Annotated in this window: 15 protein-coding genes; 7 read left to right on the forward strand and 8 right to left on the reverse strand. The window is 70.9% G+C overall.

Annotation, left to right across the window (positions count from 1 at the left end; all coding sequences use genetic code 11):
• Positions 1–112 precede the first annotated feature (112 nt).
• The 3 genes from ACGTNF_RS02690 to ACGTNF_RS02700 are packed head-to-tail and all read right to left on the reverse strand — an operon-like array spanning position 113 to position 3727.
• Positions 113–712 carry a PqiC family protein gene (locus ACGTNF_RS02690; protein ID WP_016854729.1) on the reverse strand — a complete coding sequence of 200 codons (600 nt, stop codon included), beginning with the start codon at positions 710–712 and terminating at the stop codon, positions 113–115.
• Positions 709–2391, reverse strand: a complete 1683-nt coding sequence (pqiB, locus tag ACGTNF_RS02695) for an intermembrane transport protein PqiB (RefSeq protein ID WP_016854730.1) — start codon at positions 2389–2391, stop codon at positions 709–711. Before pqiB ends, ACGTNF_RS02690 begins: the two co-directional genes overlap by 4 nt.
• On the reverse strand, positions 2372–3727 hold the full coding sequence (locus tag ACGTNF_RS02700) for a PqiA/YebS family transporter subunit (RefSeq protein ID WP_016854731.1): 1356 nt from the start codon (positions 3725–3727) through the stop codon (positions 2372–2374). Before ACGTNF_RS02700 ends, pqiB begins: the two co-directional genes overlap by 20 nt.
• Before the next feature lie 108 nt (positions 3728–3835).
• Here ACGTNF_RS02700 and ACGTNF_RS02705 point away from each other — a divergent pair, with 108 nt between their 5' ends.
• The 6 genes from ACGTNF_RS02705 (at position 3836) to ACGTNF_RS02730 (ending at position 11851) form a co-directional block, all read left to right on the forward strand.
• Positions 3836–4816, forward strand: a complete 981-nt coding sequence (locus ACGTNF_RS02705; RefSeq protein ID WP_016854732.1) for a calcium/sodium antiporter — start codon at positions 3836–3838, stop codon at positions 4814–4816.
• 201 nt (positions 4817–5017) lie between these two features.
• Positions 5018–6427 carry a cytochrome ubiquinol oxidase subunit I gene (locus tag ACGTNF_RS02710; protein ID WP_394600329.1) on the forward strand — a complete coding sequence of 470 codons (1410 nt, stop codon included), beginning with the start codon at positions 5018–5020 and terminating at the stop codon, positions 6425–6427.
• Between the two features lie 3 nt (positions 6428–6430).
• On the forward strand, positions 6431–7432 hold the full coding sequence (cydB, locus tag ACGTNF_RS02715) for a cytochrome d ubiquinol oxidase subunit II (protein ID WP_152478798.1): 1002 nt from the start codon (positions 6431–6433) through the stop codon (positions 7430–7432).
• Between the two features lie 4 nt (positions 7433–7436).
• Complete coding sequence (cydD, locus tag ACGTNF_RS02720) at positions 7437–9101, forward strand: thiol reductant ABC exporter subunit CydD (RefSeq protein WP_394600330.1); 1665 nt, start codon at positions 7437–7439, stop codon at positions 9099–9101.
• On the forward strand, positions 9094–10842 hold the full coding sequence (gene cydC / locus ACGTNF_RS02725; protein ID WP_394600331.1) for a thiol reductant ABC exporter subunit CydC: 1749 nt from the start codon (positions 9094–9096) through the stop codon (positions 10840–10842). Before cydD ends, cydC begins: the two co-directional genes overlap by 8 nt.
• A gap of 13 nt (positions 10843–10855) precedes the next feature.
• Positions 10856–11851: an adenosine deaminase gene (locus ACGTNF_RS02730; RefSeq protein WP_394600332.1), complete on the forward strand. Its 996-nt coding sequence runs from the start codon at positions 10856–10858 to the stop codon at positions 11849–11851.
• Between the two features lie 100 nt (positions 11852–11951).
• Here ACGTNF_RS02730 and guaD read toward each other — a convergent pair whose 3' ends face one another.
• From guaD to xdhA, 4 genes are all read right to left on the reverse strand, one after another.
• Positions 11952–13277: a guanine deaminase gene (gene guaD / locus ACGTNF_RS02735; RefSeq protein WP_394600333.1), complete on the reverse strand. Its 1326-nt coding sequence runs from the start codon at positions 13275–13277 to the stop codon at positions 11952–11954.
• Positions 13278–13489: 212 nt separating this feature from the next.
• Positions 13490–14347 (reverse strand): xanthine dehydrogenase accessory protein XdhC, encoded by an 858-nt coding sequence (gene xdhC, locus ACGTNF_RS02740; protein ID WP_394600334.1) that lies wholly within the window; start codon positions 14345–14347, stop codon positions 13490–13492.
• The gene (gene xdhB / locus ACGTNF_RS02745) at positions 14334–16826 is read right to left on the reverse strand and encodes a xanthine dehydrogenase molybdopterin binding subunit (protein ID WP_394600335.1); all 2493 of its coding nucleotides are present in this window, start codon (positions 16824–16826) and stop codon (positions 14334–14336) included. Before xdhB ends, xdhC begins: the two co-directional genes overlap by 14 nt.
• Positions 16810–18321 carry a xanthine dehydrogenase small subunit gene (gene xdhA, locus ACGTNF_RS02750; RefSeq protein WP_394600336.1) on the reverse strand — a complete coding sequence of 504 codons (1512 nt, stop codon included), beginning with the start codon at positions 18319–18321 and terminating at the stop codon, positions 16810–16812. The genes xdhB and xdhA overlap by 17 nt, the downstream gene beginning before the upstream one ends.
• 205 nt (positions 18322–18526) lie before the next feature.
• Here xdhA and ACGTNF_RS02755 point away from each other — a divergent pair, with 205 nt between their 5' ends.
• On the forward strand, positions 18527–19213 hold the full coding sequence (locus tag ACGTNF_RS02755) for a TetR/AcrR family transcriptional regulator (RefSeq protein WP_016854743.1): 687 nt from the start codon (positions 18527–18529) through the stop codon (positions 19211–19213).
• Here ACGTNF_RS02755 and ACGTNF_RS02760 read toward each other — a convergent pair.
• A complete protein-coding gene (locus ACGTNF_RS02760) occupies positions 19200–20576 on the reverse strand; it encodes an NCS2 family permease (RefSeq protein ID WP_394600337.1) in 1377 nt (458 codons plus the stop codon). The genes ACGTNF_RS02755 and ACGTNF_RS02760 overlap by 14 nt on opposite strands.
• Between the last annotated feature and the right edge of the window lie 75 nt (positions 20577–20651).

The following is a 20651-nucleotide window of genomic DNA, read 5'->3' on the forward strand; positions in this document are numbered from 1 at the left end:
GCGGATCGTGGCGGAACGAGGGAATGAGGTGAATCGCGACGGCGGGAGGCGGCCGCGAGTGGCGCGCATTATGCCATAGCGCCGGAAAAGTCGCAGCCGACCGTGGGCCGCGTCAGGGTGTCGCGCGCCGCTGATGACGCGCGACCGCCGCCGCGACCTGGTCGGCGGCGGCGTCCCAGCTGTGGCCCAGTGCCCGTACCAGGGCAGGATAGCCGTCCTCGGCCAGGGGCGTGGCGACGCGGAAGGTAGCGGCGTCGACCAGCGTCTGGTCGGCGTCGAGCAGCTGCCAGCGTCCGGCCGCCAGGGCCTGGCCGTCGGGCAGGCCCTGGAAGCGCTCCACCGTGACCCTCAGCTGGAAGGGATCGTCCCCGGCGCCGGCCTCGGCGTCGAACAGCACCCGGGTGTCGGGCAGCGCCGCGGTGAGCCGGTCACGCAGGCCGCGCTCGAGCTGGCGGCCCAGCGGCTCGGCCCAGCGATGGCCGCTGGCCTCGCGCAGGGTGATGTCGTCGAGCTGCACGACGATGCCTTCGGCATCGAGCAGCGGGGCCAGGCGCAGCGGGCGCAGCAGCAGGGTGTGCCCGGCGGAGGCATCGGCCCTGGCCGGCGCTTCGGCGTCGGGCAGGGTGTAGCGGGTCGCCGGCGTGCCGTTAAGGGCGCAGCCGGTGAGCCACAGCAGGGCCAGGAAGGGCAGCAGGGCGCGCAGCGCGGTCATGGCGAACTCCTGTCGGGGGCGCGGGGCATGGGGTCATCGGCGTCGAGGCTGTCGAACAGCAGGGCACCGGGGTTGTCGCCGAGGCGGCGGGCGGTCGGCTGGAGGTCGCGCAGCAGGCGCTCGAGCTGGTCCAGAGTCTCGGTGAGGTCGCGGTAGGCCGGCGCGCCCGGCGACACGCCCTCGAGGGTGTCACGCAGCGATGACAGGGTGCTGTTGAGTTCGCCGGGCAGGGCGCGGGTCTCGGGATCGTCGAGCAGCGACTGGACGCCGGCGGTGAGCTGGCGCACCTGTTCCAAGGTGGCCTCCGAGGTGGCCAGGTTGCTCTGCAGGCCGTCGAGGATCGGCTCGAGCTCCAGGTCGTTGAGCTTGTCGAGCAGTGCGGTGACCTGGCCCTGGATCTGCGCCAGACCGCCGGAGGTGGTCGGGAAGACGGTGCGCTCGGCGAACAGCTCGGGCGCGTAGTCGTCGCTGCGCTCGGGGTCCAGGCTGAGGTCGACGAACAGCGCCCCGGTGAGCAGGTTGCCGCTCTTCAGCGAGGCGCGCAGGCCGCGCTGGAACAGCCGCTCGAAGCGTGCCCGCCACTCGTCGAGGTCCAGGGTCTGGCTGTCGATGCCGAGTCGCTGGGGCTCGATGCGGATCAGCACCGGGATGGCCAGGCGCGCGTCGCTCTCGGGCTGGGGCGAGGTGAAGTTCCACGGCACGCTGGCCACGGTGCCGACCCGTACGCCGCGGAACTCCACCGGCGCGCCGCGGGACAGGCCGCGCACGGTGTCCTCGATCAGCAGCACGTATTCCAGATAGCGGTCGAAAGTGCCCTCCCGGGCGCTGTCCTCGTCGGCGTAGAGGGTGAAGGTGCTGTCGGGATCGGCCTGCACGCCGCGGGGCAGGTCCTCGGGGACGCCGAAGGTGACGCCGCCGCTGACCATGGTCTCCAGCGAGTCGAGCCTGACGCGCACGCCCTCGGAGTCGAGCCGCAGGTCGACGCCGCTGGAACCCCAGAAGCGGGTGTTGACGGTGACCAGGCGATGGTAGGGGCTCTCGATGAAGATGCGGTGGCGCATGCGCCGGGTCTCGACGTCGAATTCGGATTCCTCGACGCGGCCCACGGTGAAGCCCTGGTAGGTGACCGGGTCGCCGACGCTGAGGCCGTTGCCGACCTCGCTGAGCAGGTTGATGCGCAGGCCCTCGGCGCCGGGGGGCGCCACCGGCGGCTGCTCGGTGACCGTGAAGCGCTCGGCCTCCTCGTCGCTCTGGCCGGGTTCGAGCTGCAGGTAGGCCCCGGACAACACGGTGTTGAGCCCGCTGATGCCCTCGCGGCCGATCCGCGGCTTGACCACCCAGAAGGTGCTGTCCTCGACCAGCATCGGCGCGGCCTCGGGCTTCATGCGGGCGGTCAGCACCACCTGGGAGAGGTCGTCGGACAGGTCCACCGACTCCACCCGGCCGATCTCGACGTTGCGGGTCTTGATCAGGGTGCTGCCGGCCTCGATGCCGTCGGCGCTCTCCATGATCAGGGTGATCGTCGGGCCGCGGCTCAGGTAGCTGTCGTAGACCAGCCAGGCGCCGATCAGCAGCGCCACGATGGGCACGATCCAGATCGGCGACAGCGGCGCCTGGCGGGTGGCCCGGGCGCGCTGCTGCTCGTTGTCGGGCGCGGCGTCAGGGGGCGTGTCGTTCATGCGGGGCTTCCTCGTCCGCTGTGGAAGTGGTGCCATCCCAGATCAATCGGGGATCGAAGGTCATGGCGGCGAGCATGGTGAGCACCACCACGCTGCCGAAGGCCACGGCCGCGGGGCCCGGCTCGACGGCCATCAGGTTGCCGGCGCGGATCAGTGCCACCAGGATCGCGACCACGAAGATGTCGACCATCGACCAGCGGCCGATGAACTCGGTGATGCGATACAGCCGGGTGCGCACCGGGGCCTTCAGCGCGTGGGCCCTGGGCGCCATCAGACACAGCCAGGCCAGGGCCAGCAGCTTGCCGATCGGCACGATCACGCTGGCCACCAGGATCACCAGCGCCACCGGCAAGGAACCCATCTCGATCAGTTCGACGATGCCGCCGACGATGGTGCTGGGGCTGGCCCGACCCAGGCTGACGGTGGTCATGATCGGATAGACGTTGGCCGGTATGTAGAGCACCGCCGCCGCGGCCAGCAGGGCCCAGGTGCGTTGAAGGCTGTGGGGGCGGCGGGCGTGGAGCGGCTCGCCGCAGCGCTGGCACTGGCCGTGGCCGCCGGCATCGAGGCGGCCCACCAGGCCGCAGGTGTGGCAGCCGGTGAGGCCCTGGGGGGCGGCGGGGCGTCCGGTCTGGCTGCCCTCCGGTGCCGGGGGCTCGCCGGCCAGGGCGAACCACAGCCAGTCGCGGTCCACCGACTGGGTGGTGGCCAGCAGCAGCACCGCGAAGGCGCCGAAGGCCCAGAAGGCCGGGCCGAGCTCGATCTGGGCGAGACCGACGATCTTGATCAGGCTGACCAGGGTGCCGATCAGGAAGACGTCGGCCATCATCCAGGGCTGCAGGTGGGCGAGGGCGCGGGCGGCGCTGCGGCTGGCCGGCAGCGGATGGCCGCTCAGCAGGCCGATCTGCAGCCACACCACCGCCAGCAGATAGAGGGTCGGCAGCACCAGGATGGTCAGCAGCACGACGATCGCCACCAACGGCGCGTGATGGCCGATCAGGTCGGTGGCGGTCTGGGTCAGTTCGATGCGGTTGCCCACGCCGCGCACGCTGAAGGCCAGGAATGGAAAGGCCGCGGCGATCGCCAGGCTCGCCAGCGCGGCGATCGCCAGCGCCAGGCTGCGCTGGGCCGGATAGCGATGGCGCCGCACCTCGGCGTGGCCGCAGCGCGGGCATACCGCCTGCTCGCCGGAATGCAGCGGCGGCAGGGCCATCAGCCAGTCGCATTCGTGGCAGGCACGCAGGCGTCGCCGGGTGGCGCGGGCCTCCGGCGGCATGCGGTCGACATAGGGCACCTGGGCGGGCAGGGCGATGTGGCGAAAGGCCGGCCTTGGCACGGCGATGATGTCCTCCTGACGATCAACGGCTTAAGGGAAGTGTGTCACGTTGACGCGGGGGGCACCATAGTCAACCATGCGCGTCTCATTTGTTCCGATGGAGACACCATGATGCTTCCCGCCCTGGCGGTGGTGGCAGGCCTGATCCTGCTGGTCTGGAGCGCCGAGCGCTTCGTCGACGGCGCGGCGGCGACGTCCGCGCGACTCGGCTTATCGCCCTTGTTGATCGGCATGCTGGTGATCGGCTTCGGCACCTCGGCACCGGAAATGGTGGTCTCGGCCATTGCCGCCAGCCAGGGCAATCCGGGCCTGGCGCTGGGCAATGCCTATGGCTCCAACATCGCCAACATCGGCCTGATCCTGGGCCTGGTGGCGCTGATCGCGCCGCTGGCGGTGCACTCCGGGGTGATCCGCCGCGAGCTGCCGGTGCTGGGCGGCGCGACGCTGCTGTCGGCGGTGCTGCTGCTGGGCGGCGTGGTGCGCCTGGAGGGCGCGCTGCTGCTGGTAGTACTGGTGGCCTTCATGGGCTACAGCGTGTTCCGGGGGCTCAAGGACGGCAGCGATCCGCTGTCGTCGGACACCGAGACCGAGCTGGCCTCGCATCCGATGTCGATGAAGGCCGCCCTGGGCTGGACGGCGCTCGGGCTGGTGCTGCTGGTAGCCAGTTCCCGGCTGTTGGTGTGGGGCGCGGTGGACATCGCCCAGAGCCTCGGCGTCAGCGATCTGGTGATCGGCCTGACCGTGGTGGCGGTGGGCACCTCGCTGCCGGAGCTGGCGTCCTCGATCAGCGCGTTGCGCCGCCGCGAGCACGACCTGGTGCTGGGCAACGTGGTGGGGTCCAACCTGTTCAACACCCTCGGTGTGGTGGGGCTGGCCGCGGTGATTTCGCCGATCGACGCTGGCCGCGAGGTGCTGCTGCGCGACTGGAGCCTGATGGCGGCGATGACGGTGCTGATGGTGGTCTTCGCGCTGGGCTGGCGCGGTCGACAGGGCCGCATCAATCGCCTCGAGGGCGGCGCCCTGCTGGCCATGTACGTGGCCTATCTCGGCTTCATGGTGCACCTGGTGATAGACGCCGGCGCCGCATGATGCACTGCGACATCCCGACACACATGGGGGAAGCCTTCCCGGGGTAAGATGATTTCGTTGCCTGTTCCTGCCGTGGCCACTTCGGCTAGGCTGGGCAGGCAAGGGAGAAATGCGGCAGGGCGCCCCCGGCGCCCGACGACCAAGAGCACGGAGAGTGCCTTCGCATCACGTTCATCGATCCGCAGGAACGAGGTGTCACCCATGGAACTGGATCCTCTGCTGCTGTCGCGGCTGCAGTTCGCCTTCGTGGTTTCCTTTCATGCCATCTTCCCGGTCTTCACGATCGGGCTGGCATCCTATCTCGCCGTGCTCAACGGCCTGTTCTATCGCACCGGCAACCCCGCCTGGGAACGCCTGGCGATCTTCTGGGCGCGCGTCTTCGCCGTGGTGTTCGGCATGGGCGTGGTCTCGGGCATCGTCATGGCCTTCCAGTTCGGCACCAACTGGAGCAACTTCTCGCTGGCGGCCTCCAACATTCTCGGTCCGCTGCTGAGCTATGAGGTGGTCACCGCCTTCTTCCTCGAGGCGGCCTTCCTCGGTGTGCTGCTGTTCGGACGCGGCAAGGTGCCCCAGGGCGTGCACCTGTTCGCCTCGGTCATGGTGGCGCTGGGCACCTTCATCTCGGCGTTCTGGATCCTGGTCTCCAACAGCTGGATGCAGACGCCGGCCGGCACCGAGCTGATCGATGGGCGCTTCCACGTCACCGACTGGAGCGAGGCGATCTTCACCGCTTCCTTCCCGTATCGCTTCGTGCACTTCGTGATGGCGTCGTTCCTGACCGGCGGCTTCGTGGTGGCCGGCGTCAGCGCCTGGTACCTGCTGATCGGCCGTGACGTCGAGGCCAACCGCAAGGCGTTCTCCATGTGCCTGTGGCTGCTGCTGGTGCTGGCGCCGGCCCAGGCGATCGTCGGCGACGAGCATGGCCTTAACACCCTGGAGCACCAGCCGACCAAGGTGGCGGCCATGGAAGGCAACTGGGAGACCCAGTCGCGCACGCCGCTGTTGCTGTTCGCCTGGCCCGATCAAAAGGCCCAGGAGAACGCGCTGGAAGTCGGTCTGCCCGGCGTGGCCAGCCTGATCCTCACCCATGACATCGACGGCGAGGTCCCGGGCATCAGCGAGGTGCCGCCGGAAGAGCAGCCGCCGGTGTGGCTGGTGTTCTGGTCGTTCCGCATCATGGTGGCCATGGGCCTGGCGATGATCGTCGCGGTGCTGATCGGCGCCGGGCTGCGTGCCAAGGGGCGGCTTTACGATCATCGCGGCTTCCTGCAGTTCATGCGGGTCATGACCATCACGCCGTTCCTGGCGGTGCTCGCCGGCTGGTTCGTCACCGAGATCGGCCGCGCGCCCTGGCTGGTGTACGGCATCATGACCCAGGCCGAGGCGGTGACGCCGTCGCTGACCGGCGGCATGGCGCTGTTCACCCTGATCGGCTACATCCTGGTCTACGCCGTGGTGTTCTACGCCGGCACGCTCTACCTGACCCGGGTCGTGCGTCAGGGCATGCTGCCCGAGCCACCCCATGACGACGAGGTGGAGCGTCCCAAGCGGCCGCTGTCCGCCTCCCATGTGCCGTTCGAAGACGCCGCCAACCAGCCGGGAAGGAGCTGAACCATGGAAATGTTGGATCTGACGCTGATCTGGGCCGGCATCATCGGTTTCGGCGTGATCATGTACGTGCTGATGGACGGCTTCGACCTGGGCGTGGGTATCCTCTTTCCCTTCGCCCCGGACGAGGACAGCCGCGATGTGCTGATGAACTCCGTGGCCCCGATCTGGGACGGTAACGAGACCTGGCTGGTGCTCGGCGGGGCCGGGCTGCTGGCGGCCTTCCCGGTGGTCTACTCGGTGTTCCTGCCGGCGCTCTACATCGGGGTCTTCCTGATGCTGGCCGGGCTGATCTTCCGCGGCATCGCCTTCGAGTTCCGCTTCAAGTCGCATCGCAATCGTCGCTGGTGGAACCGTGCCTTCTTCGGCGGCTCCACCGTGGCGGCCTTCGCCCAGGGGGCCGTGGTGGGCGCCTACATCCAGGGCTTCCCGGTGGAGGACTTCGTCTACGTCGGCGGCGCCCTGGACTGGCTGACGCCCTTCACCGTGCTGACCGGCCTCGGCCTGGTGGCCGGCTATGCGCTGCTCGGCGCCACCTGGCTGATCATGAAGACCGAGGGCCACATCCAGGCCTGGGCCTACCGGCTGGCACCGCGTCTGCTGGTCGCGGTGCTGGCGGTGTTCGCCATCATCAGCCTGTGGACCCCCTTCGTGGATGACGCGGTGCGCGAGCGCTGGTTCGGTCACCTGCACCTGCTGTGGGTGTTCCCGGCGCTGGCCCTGCTGTGTGCCTTCTGGCTGTGGCGCTCGGTGCAGGCGCGCCGCGAGGGCCAGCCGTTCATCGCCACCCTGGGGGTGTTCGTCTTCACCTATCTGGGGCTGGTGGTCAGCAAGTGGCCGGTGATCGTGCCGCCGAACTACACCCTGTGGGACGTGGCCTCGGCGCCGGAGTCCCAGCTGTTCCTGCTGCTCGGGGTGCTGTTCGTGATCCCGATCGTGCTGGCCTACACCGCCTGGAGCTACTGGGTGTTCCGCGGCAAGGTCCGCGTGGGCGAGGGGTACCACTGAGACGATGACGCAGGCATCGACATCGCGCGCCTGGCTCGCCGGCCTGGCGCGCGCCGAACGAGGGCGACTGGGCCTGGCCGTGGGCTGTGGCCTGGTCGCCGGCATCGCCACCGTGGCACAGCTGGTGCTGCTGGCCTGGCTGGTGACATCACTCCTGGTGGAGGGCCGTGCGCCCTCCACGCTGTTTCTGGTCTTCATCGCCCTGGCGGCGCTGATGGGGCTGCGGGCCCTGGCCCAGTGGGGCCAGGAGACCCTGGGCCTCGCCGCCAGCCTGCGGCTGCGCCGCCGGGCCCGGGGCGAGCTGCTCGATCATCTGGAACGGCTCGGGCCGGTGGGCCTCACCGGCCATCACAGCGCCAGCCTGGCCCAGCGGGCGGTGGACCAGGTCGAGGCGCTGGACGGCTACGTGGCCCGCTTCCTGCCCCAGCGCTATCTCGCCGTGCTGCTGCCGCTGGTCATCCTGGCCGTCGTGGCCTGGCTCGACTGGCTGGCGGCGGTGTTCCTGCTGCTGGCGGCCCCGCTGATCCCGCTGTTCATGGCGCTGGTGGGCATGGGCGCCGAGCGGCTCAACGAGGAGCAGTTCGATGCCGTGGCACGGCTGTCGCGCCACTTCATCGACCGGGTGCGCGGCATCACCACGCTGCAGCTGTTCGGCCGCACCGCCGCGGCCACCGAGGAGGTGCACGCCGCCGCCGACGACTACCGGCGCCGGACCCTGCGCCCGCTGCGCCTGGCCTTTCTCTCCTCGGCGGTGCTGGAATTCTTCGCCGCCGTGTCGATCGCCGTGGTGGCGATCTACGTGGGCTTCGGCCTGCTCGGCTACATCAGCTACGGGCCGGCCGACCAGCTGACGCTGTTCTCCGGGCTGCTGGCGCTGCTGCTGGCGCCGGAATTCTTCCAGCCGCTGAGAAGCCTGGCCCAGCACTATCACGACCGGGCCTCGGCCCTGGGCGCCGCCGAGGGCATGGTGGCACTGCTCGACGAGACGCCACGCCGCAGCGGCCTGACGCCACCCGCGCCCCATGCCGCTCGGGCGGTGGCCGAGCTGGAGGCGGTCACGGTGTCGCACCCCGAGCGCGGCCGCGTGCTGGGGCCGCTGGACCTGACGCTGGCGCCGGGCGAGGTGCTGGCGATCAGCGGGCCCTCCGGCGTCGGCAAGTCGACCCTGCTGCAGCTCCTGGCGGGCTTTGTCGATCCGGACAGCGGCCATCGTCGCCTGCGCACCCAACTCGAGGTGGCCTGGATGGACCAGCGTCCGCTGCTGATCCATGGCCGCCTGGCCGACAACCTGCGCCTCGCCGCGCCCGCCGCCGATGACGCCGCGCTGCACCGGGCGCTGGTCGCCGCCGGCCTGGGCGAGCTGGTGGCGGGGCTGCCCGACGGGCTCGACACCCGGCTCGGCGAGCGCGGGGTCGGGCTCTCCGGCGGCCAGGCCCAGCGTCTGGCGCTGGCCCGGGTGTTTCTCTCCGAGGCGCGGCTGGTGCTGCTCGACGAGCCCACCGAGAGCCTCGACGCCGAGAGCGAGGCGGTGGTGATCGAGGCGCTGATGGCGCTGGCCGCCGAGGGCCGCAGCCTCGTCATCGCCAGCCACCGGGCCGCGCCGCTGGCCTGCGCCGACCGGCACTTGACGCTGCGTGACGGCCGCCTCGAGGAGGTGATCCATGACTGAGCGACGCGCCACGATCGCGACCCTCGCGCCCTGGCTGCGCCTGCTCGGCCGGCGCCGCGGCCGCCTGCTGGCCGGCGGCGCGCTGATGGCGCTGGCGCTGGCCTCGGCGATCGGACTGCTGGCGCTGTCCGGCTGGTTCATCACCGCGACCGGGCTGGCCGGCATCGCCCTGGCCGCCGGGGGGGCCATGACCCTGGACGTCTACGTGCCGGGCAGCGGTATCCGCGGTTTCGCCGTGACGCGCACCGCGACGCGCTACGTCGAACGGCTCTACAACCACGACACGGTGCTGCGCCTGCTGGCCGACCTGCGCGGGCGGATGTTCGCGGTGCTGGCCGGCCTCGACGCCCAGACGCTGTCGCGGCGCCGGGCCAGCGACTGGTTGAACCGCCTGACCGCCGACATCGACACCCTGGACAGCCTGTTCCTGCGCCTGCTGGCGCCGGCGGCGGTGGCGCTGCTGGCGATCCTCGCCCTGGTTGGCTTCCTGGCGATCTGGTCGCCGGCGGCGGCCCTGGCGGTGGCGGGGCTGCTCGGCGCCGCCTGGGGCTGGCTGACGCTGGGCCAGGCGCGCCTCGGGCTCGCCGCCAGCCGGCAACGGGTCGATGAGCTGGAGCGCCTGCGCGGCCGGCTGATCGAACAGCTCCAAGGGCTCGCGGAGCTCGAGACCTACGGCACCCTGGCCGGCCAGCGGCGGCGCCTCGAGGTCATCGAGGATCGGCTCTACGCCGATCAGCGCCGCCTGGGGCGGTTCTCGGCGCTGGGCACGGCGGTGGCCGGGCTGGCCGTCGGGCTCGGCTGGCTCTCGGCGCTGTGGCTCGCGGCCCTCGCCTGGCAGGCCGGGGCGCTGTCCGGCCCGCTGATGGTGATGATGCCGCTGGCGGTGATGGCGATGAGCGAGGCGCTGACCGCGCTGCCCATGGCCTTCACCCAGTTCGGGGCCACCCTGGCCGCCGCCGAGCGGCTCAATGCGCTGGAGGACGCCCGTCGCGACGACGCCGACCGGGGCGCGGCGTCGCTGCGCCCCGGTGCGCTGGCGCTCGCCCTCGAGGAGGTCGCGCTGCGCTATCCCGGCGCCCTGATGACGGTGTTCGACGGCTTCTCGCTGGCGCTGTCGCCCGGCGAGCGGCTGGCCGTGCACGGGGTGTCGGGCAGCGGCAAGTCGAGCCTGGCGGCGCTGGTCACCGGCCAGCGGGTGCCGGACGCGGGCCGGGTGCGGCTGAACGAGGCGCCGGTCGGCGAGATCGCCGCCGACGTTCTGGCCGAGCGGGTCGCCTGTCTGACCCAGCACAGCGAGCTGTTCGACGACAGCCTGGCGGCCAACCTGCTGCTGGCCGCCCCCGAGGCCGATGACGCGCGGCTGTGGGCCGTGCTCGAGACGGTGGAACTGGCCGACTGGGCGGAATCGCTGCCGCGCGGGCTCGATACGCGGGTGGGCGAGGGCGGTCGGCGACTCTCCGGCGGCCAGGCGCGTCGGGTGGCGCTGGCGAGGCTGCTGCTGCGCGATCCGGGGCTGGTCATCCTCGACGAGCCCTTCGCCGGCCTCGATCCGGCGCTGGCCGCCCGCATCGCCGAGCGCCTCGACGGCTGGCTCGCCGGGCGCAGCGTGCTCTATCTGGTGCACGAACGGGCCGAACAGACGGCGCTGCCCGGGGTCGACCGCTGGCAGGCCCTGAGCCTGCTGCCGGAGAAGGACTTTGCGCCGCCGCGCGGAATCTTTCAGGATAGGGCAAAGCATTGATACGAGGTGATTCATGCGGGATTTCCTGAAGGCCCTGCCCAAGGCCGAGCTGCATCTGCACATCGAGGGCACCCTGGAACCCGAACTGATGATGGCGCTCGCCGAGCGCAACGGCGTGACGCTGCCCTACGCCTCGGTGGAGGAGGTGCGCGCCGCCTACGATTTCGACGACCTGCAGTCCTTCCTGGACCTCTATTTCCAGGGCATGAGCGTGCTGCTCACCGCCCGGGACTTCGAGGACCTGGCCATGGACTACTTCCGGCGCGCCGCCGCCGAGGGCGTGGTGCACGTGGAGATGCACGTCGACCCCCAGGCGCATCTGTCGCGGGGCGTGGCGCTGGAGGCGGTGATGGCGGGGCTCGAGCGCGCCCGCCGTCGCGCCGAGGACGAGCTGGACCTGTCCACGGCGATGATCCTCGCCTTCCTGCGCGACCGGCCCGCCGAGGAGGCCGAGGCGCTGCTGGAGCAGGCCGCGCCCTATCTCGACCGGATCGACGCCGTGGGCCTCGACAGCGCCGAGGTCGGCCATCCGCCGGGCAAGTTCACCGAGGCGTTCCGCCGCGCCGGTGAGCTGGGCCTGGCCCGGGTCGCCCACGCCGGCGAGGAGGGGCCACCCGCCTATATCCATGAGGCGCTGGACGTGCTCGACGTCTGCCGCATCGATCACGGCGTGCGCTGCCTGGAGGACGAGGCGCTGGTCGCGCGGCTGCGCGACGAGGCCATGGTGCTGACCGTCTGCCCGCTCTCGAACCTGCGGCTCAAGGTGGTCGAGCGCATGGAGGCGCATCCGCTGCCGGCGATGCTCGAGGCCGGCCTCAACCTGACGCTCAATTCCGACGACCCCGCCTACTTCGGCGGCGGTATGCTGGAGAACTTCCTCGCCTGCCAGCGCGCCTTCGGCTGGTCCCGGGAGACCTTCAGCCGGCTCGCCGGCAACGCGATCGAGGCGGCCTTCATGAGCGAGGAGCGCCGCTCGGAACTTCGCGCCAGGCTCGCGGCCTGCGGCTGATGTCGGCGGGAATCGATGAAAAAAGGGCGGCGCTTCGGCGCCGCCCTTTTTTCGTGCCGGTTCGTGCCGGTCATTCATGCCTGGCGTGTGCAGGGGGAGATCAGGCGTCTCGCTGATGCACTCGCCGGCCGTTGGCCCAGGTGGCGTACACGGTGCGGTCGTCGCCCAGCATCATCAGCGCGAACAGCGTCTCGGCGAGCGTGCGGCAGCGGGCGGTGCGTCGGGCCAGCAGCGGCGTGGCCTGTGGGTCGAGGACCACGAGGTCGGCATCATGGCCCTCGCGCAGGCGGCCGATGCGCTCGTCCAGGTGCAGGGCCCGGGCGTTGCCCAGCGTCAGCCGGTAGAAGCCCTGCCAGGCGGTGAGCGGCTGGCCGCGCAGCTGGCCGACCTGATAGGCGGCCTTGAGGGTGGCGAGCCCCGAGAGATCGGTGCCGGCGCCCACGTCGCTGGCGAGCGTGGTGGCGAGCCCCGCCTCGCGGCAGGCCAGGCGGTCGAACAGCCCGCTGCCGAGGAACAGGTTGGAGGTCGGGCAGAAGGCGACGTTGGCGCCGGCCCCGGCCAGCCGGCGGCGCATCGGCTGGTCGAGGTGGATGCCGTGGGCGAAGGTGCTGCGCGGCCCCACCAGGCCGTAGCGCTCGTAGACCCCCAGATAGTCTTCGCATTCGGGGAACAGCTCGCCGACCCAGGCGATCTCGCCCTCGTTCTCCGAGAGGTGGGTCTGCAGGTGAAGATCCGGGGCGTTGCGCAGCACCGCGCCGGTGGCCTCGAGCTGCTCGCGGCTGGAGGTGGGCGCGAAGCGCGGGGTCAGGCTGTAGCCGAGGCGGTCCCGGCCGTGCCAGTCGCCGATCAGCCGCTCGCTGTCGGCCAGCCCGCCGAGGGGATCGTCGACCAGCGCCTCGGGGGCGTGGCGATCCATCAGCACCTTGCCGGCCAGCATGCGCAGGCCGCGGGCCCGGGCGGCGGTGAAGAAGGCGTCCACCGAGCCGGGATGCGAGGTGCAGAACACCTGGGCGGTGGTGGTGCCGGCGCGCAGGGTCTCGTCGAGGAAGGCCTCGGCCACCGCCTCGGCGTGGGCGCGCTCGGCGAAGCGACACTCCTCCGGGAAGGTGTAGTCGTTGAGCCAGTCGAGCAGCTGGCGGCCGTAGGAGGCCATGATGTCGAGCTGGGCGTAGTGCACGTGGCTGTCGATGAAGCCCGGCATCATCAGCTTGTCGCCGTAGTCCACGGTCTCGATGTCCGCCGGCAGGTGCGGGGCCAGCTCGGCGAAGTCGGCCACGGCGTGGATGCGGCCGTCGACCAGCCAGACGGCGCCGTCTTCCAGATGGCGCACGCTGCCCGCGGCCGGGGCGTCGTCCTCGCCCGGGTCGGCGTCGAAGCTCAGCAGCGGGCCGCGCAGCAGGCGCATGTGGGGTTGGGGGTCGGTCATCAATCTCTCCGCTGAACGCCGCTTGGCCGGCGCATGGAAAAGTCGGATTCTGTTGGGTCTTGGCGAATGTTCAGGAGATGAGCTTACCCGGCGACAAGCCCCGGGGTGCCGGACCATCGCGAGGCGCTGTGAACCCTTCCCTGGGCGCTACTTTTGCCATCCATGGCAAAAACCCTCGCTGCGCCTTATCCCCGGTGCTCATCGGTGTGGCTCTAAGTTCTTGATGGAAACGCCTGGCGCAGCGCCTCCGGGGCGACGCCGCGGCGGTCGTCGCGCTCGGTGTCGGGCTTGAGCGTCAAGAGCTCGGCGGCCACCGCCAGGGCGATCTCGCAGGGCCGCTTGCCGTGGGCGCCGGGCACGCCGATCGGGCAGCGCACCGTTGCCAGTGTGGCCTCGTCGTGGCCGGCGTCGCGCAGCCGGCTCCTGAAGCTCGCCCACTTGCTGTCGGAGCCGATCAGGCCGATCGAGGCGCAGTCGCCGCGCCGCAGCAGGGCGTCGACCAGGGCGCGATCCTCGGCGTGATCGTGGGTCATCACCAGGGCGTGGCAGCCGGCCGGCAGTGCGGCCACCGCGGCCTCCGCGCCCTCGGCGCCGGCCGCCAGTCGGACATGCTGCAGCCGGTCGCGGTCGGCGACGTCATCCGGGAAGGCGTGGTCGCGGCTGTCGAACCAGCGGATGCGCCAGGGCAGCGGGGCCAGCGCCTGGACCAGCGCCCGGCCGACGTGGCCGGCACCGAACAGCGCGATCTCCATCTCGGCGCCGGCGAACGGTTCGATCAGCACGTGCACGTAGCCGCCGCAGCACTGACCGGAGCGCCCGCCCAGCGGGAAGGCCTCGAGCCGGGTGTCGCGGCGGCCGCTGGCCAGCGCCTCGCGGGCGGACTCGATCACCTGCTGCTCGAAGTGGCCGCCGCCCAGGGTGTCGTGGACATCGTCGGCGGTGACCACCATCTTGGCGCCGGGCTCCCGCGGGGTGGAGCCGGCCACGCCCACCACGCTGGCCAGGGCGTGGGGGCGCGCCTCGCGCTGCAGGCGGGCGAGCGCCGCGTACCAGGGCTCAGGCGGGTGCATGGTCAGCCCCCTCGTCATGGGCGGCGCCACGCTCGGCATCGGCGCCGGTGGGGGTCCTTCTGAGGGACTCGGCGGCCATCAGTACACGCTCCGGGGTGGCGGGCGTGTCCAGCGCCGGGCTGACGCGATAGTCGGCGAGACTCGAGAGGGCATCGCGCAGCGCCGACCACACCGAGATGCCGAGCATGAAGGGCGGCTCGCCCACGGCCTTGGAGCGATAGATGCTGGCCTGGGAGTTGGGATGGCCCTGCATCAGCGCGACGTTGAAGGTCTCGGGCAGGTCGCCGAAGGCCGGAATCTTGTAGGTGGCCGGGCCGTCGGAGACCAGCCGGCCGGCCTCGTTCCAGACCAGCTCCTCGCTGGTCAGCCAGCCCATGCCCTGGATGAAGCCGCCCTCGATCTGGCCGATGTCGATGGCCGGGTTCAGCGAATCGCCCACGTCGTGAAGGATATCGGCGCGGCTGACGCGGTACTCGCCGGACAGGGTGTCGACCTCGACCTCGGCCACGGCGGCCCCAAAGGCATAGTAGTAGAAGGGCCGGCCGCGGCCGGTGGCGCGGTCGTAGTGGATCAGGGGCGTGGCGTAGAAGCCCTTCTCGGACAGCGAGACGCGGCCGATATAGGCGGCCTGCACCAGCTCGCCCCAGGGGATGCGCGTCTCGGCCTCGCCGAGCCCGGCCACCAGCTGGCCGTCCTCCAGGCGCATGGTCTCGCGGTCGAGTCCGCCCGCTTCCCGGTCGAAGTGAGCGGCGGCGAAGTCGAACAGCCGCTCGCGGAGCTTGCTCGCCGCGTCGCGGGCCGCCTGGCCGTTGAGGTCGGCGCCGCTGGAGGCGGCGGTGGGCGAGGTGTTGGGTACCTTGTCGGTGCGGGTGGCGCTGATGCGCACGCGCTCCAGATCGAGGCCCAGTTCCCGGGCCACCACCTGGCACACCTTGGTGTGCAGGCCCTGGCCCATCTCGGTGCCGCCGTGATTGATCAGCACGCTGCCGTCCGTATAGACGTGCAGCAGCGCGCCGGCCTGGTTGAGGTGCTGGGCGGTGAAGGAGATGCCGAACTTCACCGGCGTCAGCGCCAGGCCGCGCTTCACGACCGGGCTTGCCGCGTTGAAGGCGGCGATCTCTCGGCGCCGCGCCCAGTAGTCGCTGCTCCGCTCGAGCTGATTGATCAGGTCGTGCAGCAGGGTGAGCTGCTCGACGCGCTGGCCGTAGTGGGTGATATCGCGGGTGACGTCCAGCGGCGCGCCGTCTTCGCCCTTGGCCCGATACAGGTTGCGCTTGCGCACGGTCAGCGGGTCCTCGCCGAGGTGGCGGGCGATGTCGTCCATGGCGCGCTCGATGATCATCATGCCCTGGGGGCCGCCGAAGCCGCGGAAGGCGGTGTTGGAGGCCTTGTGGGTGCGGGCGCGCTGGCCGGTCACGCGGGCCTCGCCCAGCGAGTAGGCGTTGTCGGCGTGGAACATGGCGCGGTCGACGATCGCCTCGGACAGGTCCGGCGAGTAGCCGCAGTCGCCGATCACGGTGATGTCGCCGCCGGCCAGCACGCCGCGCTCGTCGAAGCCGAGCCGATAGCGGTTATGGAAGGGGTGGCGCTTGCCGGTGGCGCGCAGGTCCTCGGCCCGGGGCAGGCGCAGCTTGGCCGGGCGGTTCGTGCGCCGGGCGATCAGCGCGGCGATGCAGGCCCAGGGCGAGGCCTGGGTCTCCTTGCCGCCGAAGCCGCCGCCCATGCGTCGCATCTCCATGGTCACCGCGTGGAAGGGCACGCCGAGCACCTCGGCGACCAGCTTCTGGCTCTCGCTGGGGTGCTGGTTGGAGGTGTAGACCATCACGCCCTCGTCCTCGGAGGGCACCACCAGGCAGGCCTGGCCCTCGAGGTAGAAGTGCTCCTGGCCGCCGACGAACTGCTCGCCCTCCAGCACATGGGGCGCCTCGTTCAGGGCGTGCTGCCAGTCGCCGCGCTGGTGCACGTGGGTGGGGCGCACGAACTCCTCGCGCTCGGCGGCGGCCACCGGGTCCAGCGACGCCGGCTGCTCGTCGATCTCGACGATCGCCTCCCTGACCGCCAGCCGCGCCGCGCGGTGGCTCTCCGCCGCCACCGCGAACAGGCTCTGGCCGAGGTAGCTGATCTCCTCACTGGCGAAGATCGGGTCGCCCGGGAACACCGGGCCGATGTCGGTATGGCCGGGCACGTCGGCCAGGGTGATTACGTCCACCACGCCCGGCGCGTTGCGCACCCTGTCCAGGTCGAGCCGGGTCAGCCGGCCGTGGGCCACCGGGGAGAAGCCCACCGCCACGTGCAGGGCGTTGGCCGGGGTGGCGATATCGTCGATATAGGGCGCGCGGCCGGTCACGTGCTTGACGGCGCTCTCGTGGGCGCGGGCGCTGCCGGCGCTACCCCGGGCCGCGGCGGTCTCCCGGGCCAGCGGCGCGTCGCCCTGGTTCCGCCGTGAGGTGTCTTGGGGAATGTCAGTGAGCGTACGCATCGAGAGTCACCTTGGTCGCGGAATCGTTGTTGTCGTTGGCGCCGTTGTCGTCGATGGGGCCATGTTCGGTGGCGATCATCAGCCGCAGTCGCTCGAGCAGGTTGCCGGCGGCCAGGCGCCGGTACTCGGCGCTGCCGCGTACGTCGGTCATCGGCGCGAGCTCCTCGGCGAGCGCCGCCCGGGCGGCGGCGAAGGCCTCGGCGTCCGGAGCGCGGCCCTCCAGCGCGGCCTCGGCGGCGGGGGCGCGGCGCGGCACGGCCGCCATGCCGCCGAAGGCCAGGTGGACGTCGCGCATCACACCGTCCTCCAGGCGCCAGGCGAAGGCGGCGAGCACCGCGGAGATGTCGTCCTCTCGGCGTTTCGACAGCTTCCAGACCTTGAGATTCTGCGCCGCACTCGGGCGCGGCAGGAAGACGGCGGCGATGAACTCGTCGTCGGCCAGCGCCGTCTGGCGGTAGTCGAGGAAGAAATCGGCCAGCGGCAGCTCGCGCGGGCCGCCGGGGCCGTCGAGACGCAGTATGGCATCGAGGGCCAGCAGCACCGGCGGGGTGTCGCCGATCGGCGAGGCGTTGGCGATATTGCCGCCGAGCGTGGCGCGGTGGCGGATCTGCGAGGAGGCGAAGCGGTGCATCAGGTGCGCGAAGGCCGGGTAGGGCTCGGCGAGCAGCGGCGCCAGCCGGGCCAGGGTGACCGAGGCGCCGATCCACCAGCCGGCCTCCACCTCCTCGATGGCGTTCAGCTCGGCGACGCGGCGCACGTCGATCAGATCATCCAGCGCCTTGAGCTGCTGGGTGGCCTCGAGCCACAGGTCGGTGCCGCCGGCCACCAGCCGGGCGTTGGGGCGCTCGGCTTTCAGCGCGCGCAGGGCCTCGAGGTCCCGGGGCGTGACGTAGTGGCTGACGTCGTGGCCCGCCGCGGCGGGCTCGCCGTCGCGGGGCTGGCGCAGGCAGGCGACGTGGCCGGCGAGGCCCGCGTCCTCGGCCCAGGCGGGGTCGGCCGCCGGATAGTCGCCCATGGCGAGGGCGGCGTCGCGGATCGGCCGGTAGCCGGTGCAGCGGCACAGGTTGCCGCCCAGGGCCTCCTCGAGGCGCGCCTGGTTCAGCGGGGCAGGTCGGCGCCGCTGATCCTCGTAGAGGGTGAACAGCGACATCACGATCCCCGGGGTGCAGAAGCCGCACTGGCTGCCGTGGCAGTCGACCATCGCCGCCTGGGCGGGGTGCAGCCGCTCGCCGCTGGCCAGTCCCTCGACGGTGACCAGGTGGCAGCCGTCGAGCTGGTGGGCCGGAGTCAGGCAGGCGTTGGCGTTGTGATAGACCAGCTCGCCGTCCTCACCGGGTTCGCCGATCGCCACGGTGCAGGCGCCGCAGTCGCCGGAGGCGCAGCCTTCCTTGGTGCCGGTCTGGCCGAGGCCTTCGCGCAGCAGCTCGAGGGTGCTGGTGTCGGCACTGACGTCGCGACAGCGCTGACGCCTGCCGTTGAGGTAGAAGTCGATCATGGGTGTCGGCTCCGATTGTGGTTGTAGTGGCCGGGAATCAGGGGATGATCTAATTCTTGACCGTGTGGTCAGCTTTGGCAAGTGTCCGGCGCCTCCCGGTGCCGTTTTATCCCCCGATCGGGCGTCGGCGGTGATGCCGAATTGCCTTGATGCCGGGCCCTGAGGCACTCTTTGCCCCCAGGATCGGTACCGACAGCGAGGGCCCATGGCCAAGGCAGACAACGGCAGTGAACAGGAAGGCGGTGCCATCCGCCGGCGCAACGAGCAGGCGATCCTGGCGGCGGCGGAGCGGGTCTTCGCCCGCCACGGCTATCGCGGGGCCAGCGTGCAGGAGATCGCCGAGCAGGCGGGACTGCCCAAGTCCAATGTCCTCTACTACATGGGCAGCAAGCGCAGGCTCTATGTGCGCCTGCTGGAGCAGGTGATGGAGCGCTGGAACGCCATGCTCGACGACATCTCGGCCGACGACGACCCGGCCGAGGTGCTGTCGGCCTTCATTCGCTCGAAGATGTGGATGTCGCGCCGGTATCCCGAGGGCTCACGGCTGTTCGCCAGCGAGATCATCGGCGGCGCGCCCTTCCTGCAGGAGTTCCTGAGCGGCGAGCTGCGCGACTGGGTGCACAGCCGCGCGGCGGTGTTTCGCCAGTGGGCCGAGCGGGGCCTGATGGACCCGGTCGACCCGGTGTGGCTGATCTTTCTGATCTGGTCCTCGACCCAGCACTACGCCGACTTCGAGGCCCAGGTGCGGGGTATCACCGGCCACGAGGCACTCTCCGACGAGGATATCGAGCGCATCACCGAGTTCCTGACCCGGGTGGTGATCAAGGGCTGCGGGGTGAAGCACCCCGCCGACCGCGCGCCGGCCGACGAGGCGTCGCTTACTGAGCGGTGACCAGCAGCAGCACCGACAGCGCCGCCGACACCCACATCGCCGGCCGGATGTCCTCGAGGCGCCCGGTGGCCACCTTGATCAGCACGAAGCTCATGAAGCCGAAGGCGATGCCGAGGGTGATCGAGTAGGTGAGCGGCATCAGGATGATGGCCAGGAAGGCGGGAAAGGCCTGGTCGAAGCGCTGCCAGTCGATCTTCGCCACCGGCGCCATCATGAACAGGCCGACCAGCACCAGCGCCGGGGCGGTGGCGATGCCGGGCACCAGCGACAGCAGCGGCGAGAGGAACAGGAAGGGCAGGAACAGCAGCGCGATGACCACCGCCACCAGGCCGGTGCGGCCGCCCTGGGCGACGCCGGCGCCCGACTCGATGAAGGTCTGGGCGGCGCTGGTGCCGAGCGGCGCGGCGATCATCGAGGCGAAGGCGTCCACCGTCATCGAGCGCTTCAGGTGGCGCGGATTGCCGTCCTCGTCCTTGAGGTCCGCCGACTCAGACAGCGCCATGAAGCACGACAGGGCGTCGAAGAAGTTGGTGAACAGCATCACGAAGATGAACGGCAGGTAGGCCACCTTCAGCGCGCCGAGGATGTCGACCTGCATCACGGCGCCGAAGTCCGGCCAGGCGGCCAGGCCGTTCCAGGCCACCATCACCTCGTCGCCCCACAGCCGACCCATGGGCGCGGCCATCAGCGTGGTCAGGGCGATGCCCATGATCAGCGCGCCGTTGAAGCGCAGGATCACGAACACCGCGGTGGCCACCAGCCCGAGGAAGAAGGTGGCGAGAGGGGCGTCCATGGTGCCGAGCGATACCAGGGTGGCGTCACTGCCGACGATGAAGCCGGCGTTCTGCAGCCCGATGAAGGTGATGAAGAGCCCGATGCCGCAGGTGATGGCGTAGCGCAGCGAGGCGGGGATGGCCTCGATGATGGCGCGGCGCACGTTGAACACCGCCAGCAGGGCGAACAGCACCCCCGACCAGAACACGCAGCCCAGCGCGACTTCCCAGCTGAGGCCGGCGCCCAGCACCAGGGTGTAGGTGAACAGCGCGTTCATGCCCATGCCCGGGGCGACCAGGATGGGGTTGCGGGCGTAGAGGCCCATCGCCAGGCTGCTCATGAAGCTGATCAGCACGGTGGCGGACAACGCCGCGGAGAAGGGGATGCCGGCGTCCGAGAGCACGGCGGGATTGACCACGATGATGTACATCCCGGCCAGGAAGGTGGCGATGCCGGCCAGCAGCTCGGTCTTCAGCGTCGAGCCGCGGCGGGTGACGCCGAACCACCGATCGAGGAGAGGCAGGCTGGCCTGCCGCGAGGGTGCGTCCGCGTTGAGCGCCCCGTCGGCGCGGGGAGAGGTCTGTTGCATGCCGGTACCCTGTTGTTGTTGTGGGTGATGTGAGGCAATTTTTCTGACCTTTTGGTCAAGATCAGCGAAAATCAA

This window comes from Halomonas sp. B23F22_10, assembly GCF_043496975.1.
In the GTDB taxonomy this organism is placed as follows: domain Bacteria; phylum Pseudomonadota; class Gammaproteobacteria; order Pseudomonadales; family Halomonadaceae; genus Halomonas; species Halomonas smyrnensis.